Genomic DNA, 14,964 nt, shown 5'->3' with positions numbered 1-14,964 from the left:
CTGAATAGCTTCCTCGAATGGACCCACGCACGAAGAAAATGCGTTAGTATTTTCGAGGAGTCTTCGCGCCTTCCACTACAATCAACAGGGTTTAAAATCAACATTCATCTTTAACATAGCCTTTGTTTAATCTCTCCATTTTGTGATAAGGTTCAATCTAAATTCTTCAAATTTCTGTTAAAATCTATATATAAATCTGAAGCCCATTTCTAGATCACTAAGAAACTTTCCATTGTTAAAATCCGTCAAATGAATGAAACAATCTGTAAGGATGGATGTGAAATACATGAGAGCATTTTTTATATTGTTAGTGTCCTTAACTCTGGCTGGATGCAGCGTTTTCCAGTCCAATAGTAAATATGAGCAGGAAAAACCAGCAGATTCCGCTCATGACCCAACGGATCAACCCAAGCAAGGAGACAGTGATGAAAAACCAGTAACGAATGACCAAGGTAAGACCAATGATACGCCCACTAAGCCGACAACTTCCCCCACCCACCCTGATTCTAAGCCTGGCCAGTCCGACCAGGAGAGATCTTTAAAGGAATATTTCCCTGCAGAAAACCAGATCAAATACTTCAAGGGAACAGGAAATGAATTTGCCGAAGAGAAGGAAACTGTATTCAAAATGCAGGGCAATTACTTGCCGACCATTATCAGCAATGGCGGAACCAGCATGTTAAAGATATACAAGTTAACCGACAAAGGTATTTTTATTGTTTACCAGCAGCCAGAGTATTATGAAAAAGATGTTCCGGCAGTCACATCTCTTGAGAAAGATTTTAAAGAGATTCCTATCCTGACAAACCCAATATCAGAGGGCACTGTTATAAATGGATGGAAGATTGTCTCATCAAAAAAGAATCTCCTCCTCCCGATCGGCTCCATTAAAAAGACGGTTGTTTTAGAGCAGGAAAATCAAGACGGCAGTATATCAAGACAATACTGGGCTCCAAAGTACGGCCTGGTCAAAAAGGAATTTTATATGAAGGACAGCAGTGGATCTGAAATGCTGGTCACATCTGAATTAATGGATACTGACAGCAGAAAATAGATTCCTAAACTCACAAAAAGGATATATATATTTATTTCATTTGCTATTAGTTCCATTTCCTGTTACTATAAAGGAGAATTATTTTTGTTCGGTGTAAAGGATAGCAATTTTCGTCTTAATGATCACTTTGGGCAAGGATAGTAACATATTGTGCACATAGCACTAGGAGGCAACAAAAATGGAACAAGGTACAGTAAAATGGTTTAATGCAGAAAAAGGTTTTGGATTTATCGAGCGTGAAGCTGGCGAAGACGTATTCGTACACTTCTCTGCTATCCAGTCCGAAGGTTTCAAATCATTAGACGAAGGTCAAAAAGTAACTTTCAGCGTTGAGCAAGGCGCTCGTGGACCACAAGCTGCTAACGTTCAAAAAGCTTAATTATAGCTTTCTAAAGCAGATCCTCTATCAGAGGGTCTGTTTTTTTCTGCGTAAAAACCATAACACACTTGCTCCATTTTATGAGCAGGTGTGTTATCTAGTTACGTTAAGCAGAATCAGGGTACTTGACCTCTCTTCGTGCCCAATATTGTGTTACCTCTATTAAAAAGGTGCCACATTTTTTATCCTGGCACCTAATGGATCAATCTAAAAATGATACTTTACCCCAGTCAAGTCCTCTGAGACTTCCCACAACTTTTCCATAGTGGTTTCGTTATACACCCCAGGCGCAGGGGTTTCAATGGCAGGAAAACCTTTCCGATTCCCTCTTCCATCAGGACCTATATATTCCCCACCCAGTAAACTTTCTTCCGTGGCAGCATAAAGTGTTGGGAGCACCCCCATATGGGCAGGCTGGAAAAAGATATTCATAATTCGCTTCATATATCCGGGAGTTTCAGATTTTCCCATTTTAAAGAGATTTGTATTTGATATACCGGGATGACATGCGATACTAAGCGTCTTGACCCCATGCAGCTTGAAGCGATTGTCGAGCTCCTTTGCGAACAATAAATTTGCCAGCTTGCTCTGGCCTTAAAACTTCATGGCCTTATACCCTTTAGAGCCATCGAGATTATTAAAATCAATCGAAGCTCCCCTGTGGGCAATGCTGCTCAAGGTTCCTACACGTGAACCAGTTGTATCCTTAAGTAATGGCAATAATAAACCCGTCAAAGCAAAGTGGCCAAGATGGTTACTTCCAAATTGGAGTTCGAACCCATCCTTTGTTTTACCATAAGGAGGAATCATCACCCCGGCGTTATTAATCAAAAGATTCAATTGATTAAAGCGGCCTGTAAAAGCATTCGCAAATGCCCTGACACTATTGAGATCCGCCAAATCAAGCTGCATCAATTCAACCTTAGCATTTGCATTTTCTATTAAAATTGCATTCATCGCAGTTTGCCCTTTTTCCATGTTGCGAGCAGCCATAATAACATGTGCTCCCTTTTTAGCAATATCCTTTGCAGCCTCAAAACCAATGCCGCTATTTGCTCCAGTAATAATGACTGTCTTTCCCTGCAGATTTTCATTTAACACAATAGTAACACCTCAATTTTTCATATTATCCTATAGTTTATCATGGCCGTCCTTTATGGTCTTCCTGGAGCTTGTCTATACAATTTATAAAAAAACATTAGGGAACTGACAAACAGTGTGCTATACTGTGAATACCGTTTTCTTTATTGCTTCATTTCCCTGCTCTGTTAAAGAGCGGGGTTTTTTGTTTTATGGGAATATGCTCAGTGATAGTTGTTTAAATTCAAGTGCAACCAAAAAAGAACCAGCTCCAGTTTAAATGGAGCTGGTTCTTTTTTCTCTATATACCTTTAAATGCGAGTCTGTAAATCTCAGCGAGCTCTGATACAAGTGGAAGTTTAGGGTTGGCTGTTGTGCATTGATCTTCGAATGCACGGTCTGCAAGTAGATCTACCTTTGCCTCAAATTCATCCTTGTCTACACCATTCGCTTCAATGCTCATTGGAATATCCATTTCCTTTGCGAGTTTGATTATTGCCTGCACAAGACTTTCTACTCCCTCTTCAGTCGTGCGTGCTGGCAATCCAAGAATTCTTGCAATCTCCGCATAGCGTTGATCCGCTACAAAGCTTTCGTATTTAGGGAAAGCAGTGAATTTCTTGGGCTTCGTTGCATTATAGCGAATGACATGCGGCATAAGGATTGTATTGGAACGTCCATGTGCGATATGGAATTCTGCACCGAGCTTATGAGCCAGACTGTGATTGATGCCAAGGAATGCATTAGCAAAGGCCATACCTGCAATTGTTGATGCATTATGCACCTTTTCGCGAGCTACTTCATCTTTGCCGTTTCGGTATGCCCTAGGCAAGTATTCAAACACAAGCTGTATTGCCTTAATCGCTAATCCGTCCGTATAGTCATTCGCCATACAGCTGACATAGGCTTCTATCGCATGTGTCAATACATCCATTCCAGTGTCTGCGGTAATATGCTTCGGAACGGTCATGACAAATTGCGGGTCAACGATTGCTACGTCAGGTGTTAATTCGTAGTCAGCGAGCGGGTATTTAATATTTGCCTTTTTATCCGTGATGACAGAGAAGGACGTTACTTCAGAACCAGTTCCTGAAGTTGTTGGGATTGCAACAAATTGAGCCTTTTGTCCAAGCTTAGGATATTTCACGATTCTCTTCCTGATATCGAGAAACTTCTGTTTCAGTCCGTGGAATTCTGCCTCAGGGTGCTCATAGAACAGCCACATTCCCTTTGCTGCGTCCATCGCAGAACCACCGCCTAGTGCGATGATGACGTCAGGCTGGAAGTTTGCCATCATTTCCGCACCCTTCATCACTGTTTCGATTGAAGGATCAGGTTCAACTTCTGAAAAAATTTCACAGTGAACGTAGTCAGGTCGCTTCCTTAAGTGATAAAGCACTCTGTCAACATACCCAAGCTTTACCATTCCTGGATCGGTTACGATGAATGCCTTTGAAATATTCGGCATCTTCGTTAGATACTGCGTTGAATTTTTTTCAAAATAAATCTTTGAAGGGACCTTAAACCACTGCATATTCACATTCCTTCTCGCTACTTTTTTGACATTGATCAAGTTGATTGCTCCAACATTCGTAGAAACTGAGTTTCCTCCATAAGTTCCGCAGCCAAGAGTCAGAGATGGCAGATAAGCATTGTAGATATCCCCAATCGCACCCTGTGATGAAGGGGCGTTCACGATTACACGGCCAGCTTTCATTTTTAGCCCGAATGCCTTAATGACGTCATCATTACTTGTATGGATCACGGCAGAATGACCTAACCCTCCGAATTCCAGCATCTCTTCAGCACGCTTTAAGCCATCCTCAGTGCTGTTTACCTTGTAGCAAGCCAATACAGGACTTAATTTTTCGCGTGATAGCGGGTATTGCGGGCCTACACCCTTCAATTCAGCAATCAGGATTTTTGTATCTTCAGAAACCTCAACTCCAGCCATCTGAGCGATTTTATAAGCTGGCATTCCAACGATATCCGCATTAACCGCACAGCTATGTTCATTGATCACCAGCTTCTCGACCTTTTCTCTTTCTTCATCGTTGAGGAAATGGCATCTGTTTGAAATCATTTCCTTTTTCACATCATTGTAAATTTCCTTATCGATGATCACAGCCTGTTCTGATGCGCAAATCATGCCATTATCGAATGTCTTTGATAAAATCAAATCATTGACTGCACGCCTTACATTAGCTGTTTTTTCAATATAACAAGGTACGTTGCCAGGTCCAACTCCAAGAGCTGGCTTACCTGAACTGTATGCTGATTTAACCATGCCTGAACCGCCCGTTGCTAAAATAAGTGAAATTTTCTGGTGGTTCATCAAAGCCTGTGTTGCTTCTAAGGATGGCTTTTCAATCCATTGTATGCAATCTTCAGGAGCACCTGCTTTAACTGCGGCGTCCCTTAAAATCCTCGCAGCCGCGCTGCTGCATTTTTGCGCAGATGGATGGAAGGCAAAGATGATCGGGTTTCTTGTTTTAATCGAAATCAGTGCTTTGAACATCGTTGTTGAGGTTGGATTCGTTACCGGTGTAACCCCAGCAATAACCCCTACAGGCTCAGCAATCGTGATCATGCCCTCATGTTCATTTTCCTCGATGATCCCCGCGGTTTTATCGTACTTAATGTTGTGATACACATATTCAGTTGCAAACATATTCTTGATGATTTTATCTTCATATACACCACGCTTTGTTTCTTCAACTGCCATTTTGGCAAGCTGCATATGTTGATCCAGCCCTGCCAGCGCCATTTGCTTTACGATGCTATCGATGCTATCCTGATTAAGCTCTCGCATTTCCCCTAGAGCCTTAAGCCCTTTTTCCACCAGGCTATCGACCATTTTAGTTACTGGCTGCTGTTCTTTTATTACTTTTTCTGTTGTCGCCATATTTAAAACCTCCAATTAATTTTGTTTTACATGGTTTTTGCGGGATTTGTTTTGTTGGTGTGTTGTATGTAGCCGTTGTTGGTAAGATTGTTAATCTTCCGATTCATTGTGAAGTATTTCACAATAAGTTACAAAAAAATATATTACTCACAAACTGGATTTCTCGGAATTTTTTCAAAGGATAAATCCGTGATGTATCTTGAACCCCTTTTCACGATGATGACAAAGTTAACTGTCCAGATGTAAGCGGGTATGTTATCATTTTCCATAAACATCATCGCTTCAAACTCATCACCCGCTAATTCTTCAAAAACCTCCTGCGTATAAGTTTCAGTATCAGTCGAGAAAGGCTTAAATTCGCAATAAATCATTTACTCTCACTCCTTTTTCCTTTTCTAATTAAAGGATATCATATGATTAGAATAATAGTTTGTGAAATATTGAACAAACTATGAACTTTATACATTTTAATTGAATACATGTTTTATCGATAAAGTATAATTTATCGCACCTTTAAAAGTAAAGCGCTTTCATTTTAATTAATATTTTAATATAATATTGTCCTGGATTACATTAAGGATGATTATTTCCCTGATTTTAAATTAATTGAGTATGTACTTTCCTTATATACTTCTTATTTTATATGTACTGATAAATAATTTAAAACCCGATCATATTATTAACGGGTTCGGATGCCTGTCTTTTTATAAAAATAAATTTAAAAATCTGCTTATATTGTTATATATTTGTCCAGCATAAATGCAGAGGTTATGTCAGAATATTACAAATGGTGTTTAATGCGTATTATGGTCAAAATACTTTATAGACTGAACTGTGTGTGTTAGAAAAATAACCGGAGAAATTCCGTTTAAATTGGGAAACACCCATATTTCCTTAAGAATAAGCGGAGTTTTTCCGCTTATATGATCCAAACCTTTGGGTTTCGGCTTATTTAGAGCAGTTAACCGGAATATCTCCGCTTATCTTCGCTACTTAAGCTTCCTCTATACAGATTAGCCGGAAATTCTCCGCTTATTCATTCTCATATCTATAAAGAAATCATCATTGAATCATGGCAGAGCCAAAGAAAAACGTGGTTTTGCAAATAAAAAACACAGCATTTTGCAGTCCAATTTATGAGCTAACAGAAATCTCTGTAACCTTACATTTCAATATACAAATTGGAACACATTTTAAAGCCTATTTTTATTGTGATTCACGTTTGATCAATAAAAAATGATCGTCAATTTCATGTACATATTGATGGTCATTTTAATAGACATATAGGATTTTTATTAGTGGAAGACTATAAATCTTATTTTATTACTTCCACAGCCGCACTTCTAAATAATCCATAATCTATTGGTCGGAATAACCATTGATGTCCGAAATCCGACATCATATTAGTGACGAATGCTGATGCTGGTTCCAAATCGAGCAGGATTAAAATGTTTCTAAATAAGCATTATCAAAAAATTCATCCAGCTCTGGAAACATATATAGAAACTAATAAGATATCTTAAAATAGTAGTAACCCTCGCTTGACCCCAAGGCTTCTTTAAGAGAAACCTTGGGTTTTTGGCGTCTATCCACTTCACAAACATTTCACAGGAATACCATTTTATGTTTTCATATTTTGTTCACAATTACCTAGTAAGGTGTACAAATTTCTATGTTAGAATCATTGTTATAAGAGTACTGCTGTGATTTTTATCACACCTTTTGCCACAACTTACCGGCTTATTCAGGGGTAGTTTCGAAATCTTTGTGAACGAATGAGCAAAAGTATGTGATATAATGAACAAGGTTTTTATCTGAAAGGAGCTGCAATCAGTGATGAAGAAATCAAAACTTCTATTGCTTTCACTCACCTCAATGATCGTCGTACTGTTATTGAGCGGCTGTGAGAATAATATGGTCGTGTTCAATCCAGAAGGACCGATTGCAAGGCAAATTCTCGATTTAATAAACTTTTCAATTGCATTGATGCTATTAGTTACGGTTGTCGTATTCGGCCTCTTTGCGTTCATTGTATGGAAATACCGAGAACGCAAGGATAATATGGGATATGAGCCGCCAGAAGAACATGGCAGCACTGTATTGGAAATCATATGGACTGTTATCCCGATCCTGATTATCGTCGCTTTGACCATTCCGACGGTAAAAACGATATATGCAATAGATGAAGTACCAAAAGGCTATGAAGACAAAGAACCTCTTGTCATTAAAGTGACTTCAGCTGACTGGAAATGGATTTTCAGCTATCCTGAGCAAGGAATTGAAACGGTTAACTACGTTAATATCCCTGAAGACCGTCCTGTTGATTTCAAGCTGACCTCAGCTGGAACGATGCAAAGCTTCTGGGTCCCTGCTCTTGGCGGCCAGAAATATACGATGGCACATGCTGAAACACAGCTTTATCTGGTAGCTGACAACCCTGGCTCATATGTTGGCCGTAATACGAACTTCAATGGTAAGGGATATGCTGGCATGGAGTTTGAAGTCTTGTCTCAGACACAAGAAGAGTTTGATAAATGGGTTAAAGAAGTAAAAGAAACTGCTCCAAAGATGACATTACCAGAGTATGAAAAAATGCTTGAGCCTTCTCACTTTGGACGCAAGACATTCTCAAATACTCACTTAGAATGGGTCGACCATTCTGACCATAATTCAAAGAATTACACAAATCCAGAAATGTATTATCCAGGACATGGCTGGCCAGGTAAGATCTTTGAAGATGAAAATAACTACAAAAACAAAAACGGCAAGAATGAACAAACAAATCATGAAAATCATGAAAATATGAATCATAAAGAATCTGAAACTACTGACGAGCACGGGGGTGAGCATAGTGGGCATTAAATGGGATGAATTTTTTGTAACAGGCGATCCATTGATTTTTGCTTCACAAATCGGAATTGCCCTGACGATGGTTGGGATCATAGCTGCACTTACCTATTTTAAAAAGTGGAATTGGCTTTGGACTAATTGGCTGACCACTGTTGATCACAAGAAAATCGGGATCATGTACATCCTGGTCGGTGTGGTCATGTTTTTCCGCGGTGGTATTGACGGCTTGATGATGAAAGGCCAGACAGCCGTTCCTGAAAATACATTTTTGAACGCGCAGCACTATAATGAAGTATTCACCACACACGGTGTCATCATGATTCTTTTCGTTGCGATGCCACTATTGATTGGACTAATGAACTTTGTGGTTCCGCTGCAAATCGGTGCCCGTGACGTTGCTTTTCCACAGTTGAACGCCCTAAGCTTCTGGCTTACAGTAGCCGGTGCGGCGCTCTTCAATATTTCGTTCATCATTGGTGGTTCACCGGATGCCGGCTGGACTTCCTACTTCCCTCTGGCAGGCAAGGAATTTAGTCCTGGCATCGGGAACAACTTTTACGCAGTAGCCTTGCAAATTGCAGGTGCTGGTACATTGATGACTGGTATTAACTTCGTTGTCACAGTGTTAAAAATGAGAACAAAAGGCATGACATTGATGAGGATGCCGATGTTCAGTTGGACATCTTTCATCACATCAATCATTATTGTAGCGAGCTTCCCTATTTTTACAGTAGCTCTTGCTTTAATGACATTTGACCGCACATTTGGTACCCATTTCTTCACTATATCTGGTGGCGGTATGGATATGCTTTGGGCCAACCTATTTTGGCTTTGGGGACATCCAGAAGTTTATATCGTTGTTCTGCCTGCATTCGGTATGCTGTCAGACATCATTTCAACTTTCTCTAGAAAAACGTTATACGGTTATAAATCAATGGTCATTTCCATTATCATGATCTCGGTTTTAAGTATGCTTGTATGGGTTCACCACTTCTTTACAATGGGCAACAGTGCTGGTGTAAACTCATTCTTCTCGATTACAACAATGGCAATCGCCATCCCTACTGGGGTTAAAGTATTTAACTGGCTATTCACAATGAGAAAAGGCCGAATCAAGTTTACCACCGCGATGCTCTGGTCACTTGCATTTGTACCGAACTTTGTCATCGGTGGTGTAACTGGTGTCATGCTTGCCATGGCAGCAGCTGACTATCAGTATCACAACACATTATTCCTAGTGGCCCACTTCCACTATGTATTAATACCAGGTGTAGTGTTCCCTATTTTTGCTGGCCTTTACTTCTGGTGGCCGAAGATGTTCGGCTATATGCTGAATGAAAAAATTGGTAAATGGCATTTCTGGCTATTTGTAATCGGCTTTAATGTCACATTCATGCCAATGTTCTTCCTTGGCCTTGACGGTGCGGTACGCCGTGCTTACACTTATTCAGCAGATACGGGTTTTGCACCGTTAATGTTGGTGTCAGCAATCGGTTCTGTAATTCTTGCTGCTGGCTTTGCGGCTCTTGTTTATAACATCTACTGGAGCGCGCGTCATGCAGACCGCAATATTGGAAATGATCCATGGGATGCGAGGACTCTAGAGTGGGCTACTGCTACTCCTGTCCAGCACTACAATTTCGCTTCCCTTCCAGATGTGAAAAAAATCGATGCTTTCTGGCATATGAAAAAGAACAATGAAATCCAGCCATTGAGCGAAGATGAAATTGAAGAAATCCACTTGCCAAGCAATACATGGATCCCTATTTACATGGGTGCCGTGTTCGGAATCGCAGGCTTCCTGCTTGTATTCGAATGGACAATTGCTGCAGGTGTAGCTGCTCTTGGAATCTTTGCTGGTCTTGCTTTCCGTTCATTTGATTATGATGAAGGCTTCCACGTCCACAAGGATGAAATCATTGAAACAGAAGGCAAATGGAGAAATGTACGCAAAGGAGTGAAGAACCATGTCAGCTAAAGTCAATGCAGCTTTGCCGCTTGAATACCAGACTGAACAAAACAGGATGAACATCCTTGGCTTCTGGATCTTCCTTGGAGCGGAAATCGTACTTTTTGCCACTTTATTCGGTGTGTACGGTGTCCTTGGACACCGACATGCCGGCGGACCTACACAACAGGATATCTTTGTTGTAAAAGACGTGATGATCCAGACATTCCTATTGTTAACAAGCAGTTTCACTATGGGAATTTCAATCCATGAGATGCGCCGAAGCAACATCAAAGGTATGCTGATGTGGCTAGTTTTTACACTGCTGCTCGGCGGCGGCTTCTTGTTCATGGAAGTACGAGAATTCATGCATTATGTACATGAAGGTGCGACAATGCAAACGAGCGCGTTCCTTTCAAGCTTCTTTGTCCTGCTTGGTACGCACGGCTTGCACGTCACCATTGGTATCGGCTGGGCTACCTTGTTGATCATCCAGATCCTGAAGCGCGGTTTAACGCCAATCACTGCCCGTAAGACTTTCATTTTCGGTCTTTACTGGCACTTCCTTGATGTAGTTTGGATTTTCATCTTCACGTTTGTATATTTAAGAGGGTTGGTGATGTAAATGGATAATCACTCAAAAGGTTTCCCAATCAGCCATGTCCTTGGATTCTTCATGTCACTGATTTTAACATTAGGTGCAGCATGGGTTGCCCTGCAGACATCATTATCCATGAAAGCGGTCATGTGGATCATCGGCTCACTTGCTGTTGTCCAGGCCGGCATCCAGCTATTTATGTTCATGCATATCAATGAAGGCGAAGACAAGGTAACGAACAATATTAACATCCTCTACTCCGCGTTCATCGCTGTCGTCATTGTAGCAGGATCTATCTGGGTCATGTATTCCGGGCATTCACATTAAAAATAAATGGAAAACAGGCGTTCCAAGTGGAGCGCCTGTTTTTTTTGACAGTCTTTTATTAAAAGTTTTGCCACTTGAAAGCAATTCCACTTAGATTTCTCCTGCAAAATGCAGCAATGCATTACGCTAGTTCCTCTTTGTGACCCTTGATCACGCGCAGTCTTGGAAGCTTTCCTTCCTTTTTAAAAAGTGAAAACATCACATAATTGAAAACTGCAAGGAACAGCGATAATACAGCATGCTGAAAACCATGTGAATACAAAGCTAAGAATCCGCTTACAAAACAATAAATGCTAACTACCAGATAAAAATACATAAGAAGCTTTCCCACTTCTCATTCCCCCACTTTTTTGTTTGTAATTTTTATATTAACAGAATTTACGAAAAAATGTCACATAATGTTCACAAATAGTTCAATATTTTTTCACATTAACATCTTTTTTTCTGAGCAAACATCCTATTTACAATATAATTAAGCCAAATTCAATAATGAAAAGAGTGGACAAATGTGACAGAGGATCTATTAATAGAGCTTTTTAAAGAACAATATGGCGATATCCTCCCTGTCAGGTTAAATGGGGGCTACACCAATGAAACATTTCTTTTAAAAGGCACAAGTCCACTGCTTGTGGCCAAAGTAGCTCTTTCAAACATTGAAAATGAAGTGAATTCTCTTAAACTCCTTCACGATTCCGGTATTTCCCCTACTTTGTATGAACACAAAGAAATCTCAAACCTGCAGGTCACTTTATCAGAATTTTGCGAAGGTCAAAATGGACAATCGATTGTCGATCATAATGATCCAGATAGAACTAGAGTATTATATAAAAGAATGGCAGCTATACTTGCAAAGAGCATCCATTCCAGAAAATATGCGAATGACTCATACGGAATCAGAACATCGAATATGAATGAATTGAATTATCATCTTGCGTTCGTTCCAGAAGTGCTTGCTAAACAGTCAATTGAAATTCTAAAAAGAGTAAATGATCTGCCAGCTGAATGGGTTTTAACACACGGTGATTACGGGATGCACAATGTGCTTTTGAGCGAAGCTGATCATCTAACAGTATTGGATTGGGAATGGGCTGAATGGGGAAATCCTTTATCCGATGTGAGCTGGGTGTGCTGGTTTACACTTCTGCATTACCCACAATATGCAAAATCATTAAATCCATTGTTTATTGAAGAATATCAACATTATAGTCAGACTAACTTTTCTTCTGATGAACTGAAGGCTTGTTGCTTATATCAAGTTTGGAAGGTTTTAAATAAACTTGATCATTCGCCGGTGGAGGTCCAGCAAGAATGGGTGCGTAGACTGGAATGGACATTACAAACGGACATTTTTCACTTTGTTTGCTAAAAGCCTTTAAATTCTCTGCGAGTAACCTGAGCTTTCTAAAAACATTTTACTTTGAGTGCTTTAATTGATAATATTTTGATTTATGTATATAATTTACATATAAACAACATAAATTAAAAAGAGTTCCGGCGGCAACCGGAACTCTAGTGTACAGCAAGCTGCCTGAAGTGCAGCGGCCGCTTTAAAATAGAAATAACCTATTCCAACATTGGCGTGCAGGGTAGGTTATTTCTTTTTGTTTGAAGAAATACCAATGGCAATTTCGGCAACGATCAATGTCGCGAAACTCACAACCAAATTCATTGCCTCATAAGTTACCAACAGCATCACCCCCTTTCTATATCGAAATAGAGGTGACCTCTGCCCACCCTGCAATTTGCTGTACGAGCAAATTATACCATATTTTAACTCTTCCTCCTAACATGCAAAAAGACTCAAATTATTTTCAAATGCACAATAAATCAAGGCGTACCCTATTGGAAGGGCTTTTTTTCTTGCTTCCATGGTGATCTTTTAGCAATTAATGAAAAGACGGTTTTACTAACGAACAATTGCTGATTTCTGCTTTCAATCTAGGTTCATAATAACTAAGCTTCGTGAGGAAATAACAGGTCTCCGGGAAATGATGCTCCAAAAAGCGAAGGTCTGTTTTGTTGAGCAGTTTATTTGATTTAAATTTGTTCACCATGCCGATGATAAAGCGATTCATTTCCAGTGTGGTGCTTCCCACGTCATGAATGAATTCTCTTTGGCGTGCAAAACCGGGTTCTTTTACGCGTAAAAATCCTTTTAATTGATGGTTCTGTACAATAAAGAGTTGGTATTTACTGATAAAAGCTTCAGCCTGTCTTTTCGCTATGACCTCAACCGGATCTAACATATTATCGAATAGCACAGCGTGGCCTAACTGATCCTCCAGCCAAAGGTCCATCAATTCTGGGAGAGGGAGAGGTACGGGGTCTTTTCCCTCTGCCAACTGGCTTAATATCCTCAAATATTCTGCATTTTCGATCTGAGTACCATTAAAATAAGTGGGAGATAAATTCAGATTAACTTTGTTATCAATTCTTAATGCCTGTAAATGGCCCTCAAAATCAAGATATCCTTTTGCAACGGGCCAAACCTGGCCTGCAAATTCAATCATTTGCCTGTCAAAATACTGTGATGTACGGGGAATCGTGTTTAAAACAGTTAACAGCTCTCCGTATAAATGAATGTACTGCTGTGCCATATTTACATACTGCACCTCGGATGGGGATAAATGATCCCTTACAAAAAAAGCGTGATCCTGGAGCATCTCCAGCCAAAATAAATGTTCATCCCATAAAGAAATCATTCTCTTTTTTCCTCCTTTATTTCCTCGAAATCTTTTCAATCCTAGCGACATTTATTTTGGTTGTAAAAAATTAAAATGTTAGCATCCTAAAATTCAGTGAAATATGGTTCTCAATACAAAGGCTTTGAAAAAATCTTATTTTAATAAATACTGTTAAAAGGAAGTAGAAATGATTTATTTGCTAAATTTTTTTGACGAAAATTGATTAGCATGCTGACATTCGCTCAAATCATCAGATGGTTAACATCAACAAGGAATTTAATTCAATTCTTGTATTCATTTCCTTAATAAATAAAATTAATCACGACTTACACTCATCTTTTACTTGATTTAAGGAATAATAAAAAAATCCAACATTAAATCATTTCTTCCTTTAAAGGGTGTTGTGTAATGAAGAAGTCTAAATTTTTCATATTGCTATTAACAATATTGCCGTGGCTTACCATCCCTCTTTTGGGAAAACGGACGATTAAAAAGTTCCTTCCTGGTGCCTTATTCATGGGCATTTATGTAACATTTGAAGGAATGCTCGCGGAGAAGAGAAAATGGTGGTGGTGGCCTGTTAACGTCAAACCTAATGTCTTAGGTGAACTCCCTTTAATTTGGGGACCCTTCTTCGTTGGCTCATTTTGGATCTTGAAATATACTTATAAAAAATTCAACCTTTATGTATTAGTCAATCTTTTAGTCGATTCTTTTTTCACGATTTTCATGCTTGAATTATTTAAAAAAGTCGGATACGGCTATCTTGTAAGAATAAACAAACTTCAATTGTCCATAATCTTTTTAATAAAATCGTTTGTTATGTACGGATTCCAGGTGTTTTACGATAAAGTAATTCGCGGAGAAGGATGATCCGCCCTTTTCCAACACATTGCAAAATAAGTTTTTTCAGATATGAGCATATTAAAAAAAACGTTAAGAAAGCGAGCTGAAATCTAAATGTCTAAACAAGGCAGACAAAATAATAATCAAACACGAGAGCGTATCGAGAAACAGGATAAAAGAAACGATATTGAATTAGGTAAAGAATTTGAGGTAGGAAACTCCAAATCACAAAGCCAGAAGAAAAGCGGTAAGCAAGTAAATAAAAAGTAAGAACAAAAAGCGCAAGCGCCTTG

At 39.4% G+C, this 14,964-nt stretch carries 15 protein-coding genes; 9 read left to right on the top strand and 6 right to left on the bottom strand.

Annotation, left to right across the window (positions count from 1 at the left end; translation table 11 throughout):
- Positions 1 to 286 precede the first annotated feature (286 nt).
- A complete protein-coding gene (locus V7201_RS21700; RefSeq protein WP_335378836.1) occupies positions 287 to 1,054 on the top strand; it encodes a hypothetical protein in 768 nt (255 codons plus the stop codon).
- A 178-nt stretch (positions 1,055 to 1,232) separates the two neighbouring features.
- Positions 1,233 to 1,433 (top strand): cold-shock protein, encoded by a 201-nt coding sequence (locus V7201_RS21695; RefSeq protein WP_207497661.1) that lies wholly within the window; start codon positions 1,233 to 1,235, stop codon positions 1,431 to 1,433.
- Between the two features lie 594 nt (positions 1,434 to 2,027).
- On the opposite strand, the gene V7201_RS21690 is transcribed toward V7201_RS21695, so the two are convergent.
- From V7201_RS21690 to V7201_RS21680, 3 genes are all read right to left on the bottom strand, one after another.
- On the bottom strand, positions 2,028 to 2,534 hold the full coding sequence (locus V7201_RS21690; protein WP_335378835.1) for an SDR family NAD(P)-dependent oxidoreductase: 507 nt from the start codon (positions 2,532 to 2,534) through the stop codon (positions 2,028 to 2,030).
- Between the two features lie 280 nt (positions 2,535 to 2,814).
- A complete protein-coding gene (gene adhE / locus V7201_RS21685) occupies positions 2,815 to 5,418 on the bottom strand; it encodes a bifunctional acetaldehyde-CoA/alcohol dehydrogenase (protein ID WP_335378834.1) in 2,604 nt (867 codons plus the stop codon).
- A 143-nt stretch (positions 5,419 to 5,561) separates the two neighbouring features.
- Complete coding sequence (locus tag V7201_RS21680) at positions 5,562 to 5,789, bottom strand: hypothetical protein (protein WP_335378833.1); 228 nt, start codon at positions 5,787 to 5,789, stop codon at positions 5,562 to 5,564.
- A gap of 1,465 nt (positions 5,790 to 7,254) precedes the next feature.
- Here V7201_RS21680 and qoxA point away from each other — a divergent pair.
- From qoxA to qoxD, 4 genes are read left to right on the top strand one after another with little or no spacing between them, the layout of a single operon-like run.
- Entirely contained in the window at positions 7,255 to 8,280 is a 1,026-nt protein-coding gene (qoxA, locus tag V7201_RS21675; protein WP_335378871.1) for a cytochrome aa3 quinol oxidase subunit II, read from the top strand.
- Positions 8,270 to 10,246 (top strand): cytochrome aa3 quinol oxidase subunit I, encoded by a 1,977-nt coding sequence (gene qoxB / locus V7201_RS21670; RefSeq protein WP_335378832.1) that lies wholly within the window; start codon positions 8,270 to 8,272, stop codon positions 10,244 to 10,246. Before qoxA ends, qoxB begins: the two co-directional genes overlap by 11 nt.
- The gene (gene qoxC, locus V7201_RS21665; protein WP_335378831.1) at positions 10,236 to 10,841 is read left to right on the top strand and encodes a cytochrome aa3 quinol oxidase subunit III; all 606 of its coding nucleotides are present in this window, start codon (positions 10,236 to 10,238) and stop codon (positions 10,839 to 10,841) included. Before qoxB ends, qoxC begins: the two co-directional genes overlap by 11 nt.
- Positions 10,842 to 11,141 (top strand): cytochrome aa3 quinol oxidase subunit IV, encoded by a 300-nt coding sequence (qoxD, locus tag V7201_RS21660; protein WP_335378830.1) that lies wholly within the window; start codon positions 10,842 to 10,844, stop codon positions 11,139 to 11,141.
- Positions 11,142 to 11,262: 121 nt separating this feature from the next.
- On the opposite strand, the gene V7201_RS21655 is transcribed toward qoxD, so the two are convergent.
- Complete coding sequence (locus tag V7201_RS21655; protein ID WP_335378829.1) at positions 11,263 to 11,472, bottom strand: hypothetical protein; 210 nt, start codon at positions 11,470 to 11,472, stop codon at positions 11,263 to 11,265.
- Between the two features lie 177 nt (positions 11,473 to 11,649).
- On the opposite strand from V7201_RS21655, the gene V7201_RS21650 reads away from it, so the two are divergent.
- A complete protein-coding gene (locus V7201_RS21650) occupies positions 11,650 to 12,507 on the top strand; it encodes a phosphotransferase family protein (RefSeq protein ID WP_335378828.1) in 858 nt (285 codons plus the stop codon).
- 225 nt (positions 12,508 to 12,732) lie between these two features.
- Here V7201_RS21650 and V7201_RS21645 read toward each other — a convergent pair whose 3' ends face one another.
- On the bottom strand, positions 12,733 to 12,828 hold the full coding sequence (locus V7201_RS21645; protein ID WP_335378827.1) for a putative holin-like toxin: 96 nt from the start codon (positions 12,826 to 12,828) through the stop codon (positions 12,733 to 12,735).
- A gap of 199 nt (positions 12,829 to 13,027) precedes the next feature.
- A complete protein-coding gene (locus V7201_RS21640) occupies positions 13,028 to 13,843 on the bottom strand; it encodes a DUF2935 domain-containing protein (RefSeq protein WP_335378826.1) in 816 nt (271 codons plus the stop codon).
- 390 nt (positions 13,844 to 14,233) lie between these two features.
- On the opposite strand from V7201_RS21640, the gene V7201_RS21635 reads away from it, so the two are divergent.
- Both V7201_RS21635 and V7201_RS21630 read left to right on the top strand, forming a co-directional pair.
- Entirely contained in the window at positions 14,234 to 14,698 is a 465-nt protein-coding gene (locus V7201_RS21635; RefSeq protein WP_335378825.1) for a hypothetical protein, read from the top strand.
- An 87-nt stretch (positions 14,699 to 14,785) separates the two neighbouring features.
- Positions 14,786 to 14,941, top strand: coding sequence for a hypothetical protein (locus V7201_RS21630; protein ID WP_335378824.1), 156 nt, complete (start codon positions 14,786 to 14,788; stop codon positions 14,939 to 14,941).
- Positions 14,942 to 14,964 lie beyond the last annotated feature (23 nt).

The sequence above is a fragment of the Bacillus sp. JJ1122 genome, assembly GCF_036964885.1.
GTDB lineage: Bacteria > Bacillota > Bacilli > Bacillales > Cytobacillaceae > Mesobacillus.
This window is presented reverse-complemented; position numbering and strand designations above follow the sequence as displayed.

Excerpts from the sequence above, each read along its gene's own strand:
- V7201_RS21700 (WP_335378836.1), top strand. The coding sequence starts at position 287 with ATGAGAGCATTTTTTATATTGTTAGTGTCCTTAACTCTGGCTGGATGC.
- V7201_RS21695 (WP_207497661.1), top strand. The coding sequence starts at position 1,233 with ATGGAACAAGGTACAGTAAAATGGTTTAATGCAGAAAAAGGTTTTGGA.
- adhE (WP_335378834.1), bottom strand. The coding sequence starts at position 5,418 with ATGGCGACAACAGAAAAAGTAATAAAAGAACAGCAGCCAGTAACTAAA.
- V7201_RS21680 (WP_335378833.1), bottom strand. The coding sequence starts at position 5,789 with ATGATTTATTGCGAATTTAAGCCTTTCTCGACTGATACTGAAACTTAT.
- qoxA (WP_335378871.1), top strand. The coding sequence starts at position 7,255 with ATGAAGAAATCAAAACTTCTATTGCTTTCACTCACCTCAATGATCGTC.
- qoxC (WP_335378831.1), top strand. The coding sequence starts at position 10,236 with ATGTCAGCTAAAGTCAATGCAGCTTTGCCGCTTGAATACCAGACTGAA.
- qoxD (WP_335378830.1), top strand. The coding sequence starts at position 10,842 with ATGGATAATCACTCAAAAGGTTTCCCAATCAGCCATGTCCTTGGATTC.
- V7201_RS21640 (WP_335378826.1), bottom strand. The coding sequence starts at position 13,843 with ATGATTTCTTTATGGGATGAACATTTATTTTGGCTGGAGATGCTCCAG.
- V7201_RS21635 (WP_335378825.1), top strand. The coding sequence starts at position 14,234 with ATGAAGAAGTCTAAATTTTTCATATTGCTATTAACAATATTGCCGTGG.
- V7201_RS21630 (WP_335378824.1), top strand. The coding sequence starts at position 14,786 with ATGTCTAAACAAGGCAGACAAAATAATAATCAAACACGAGAGCGTATC.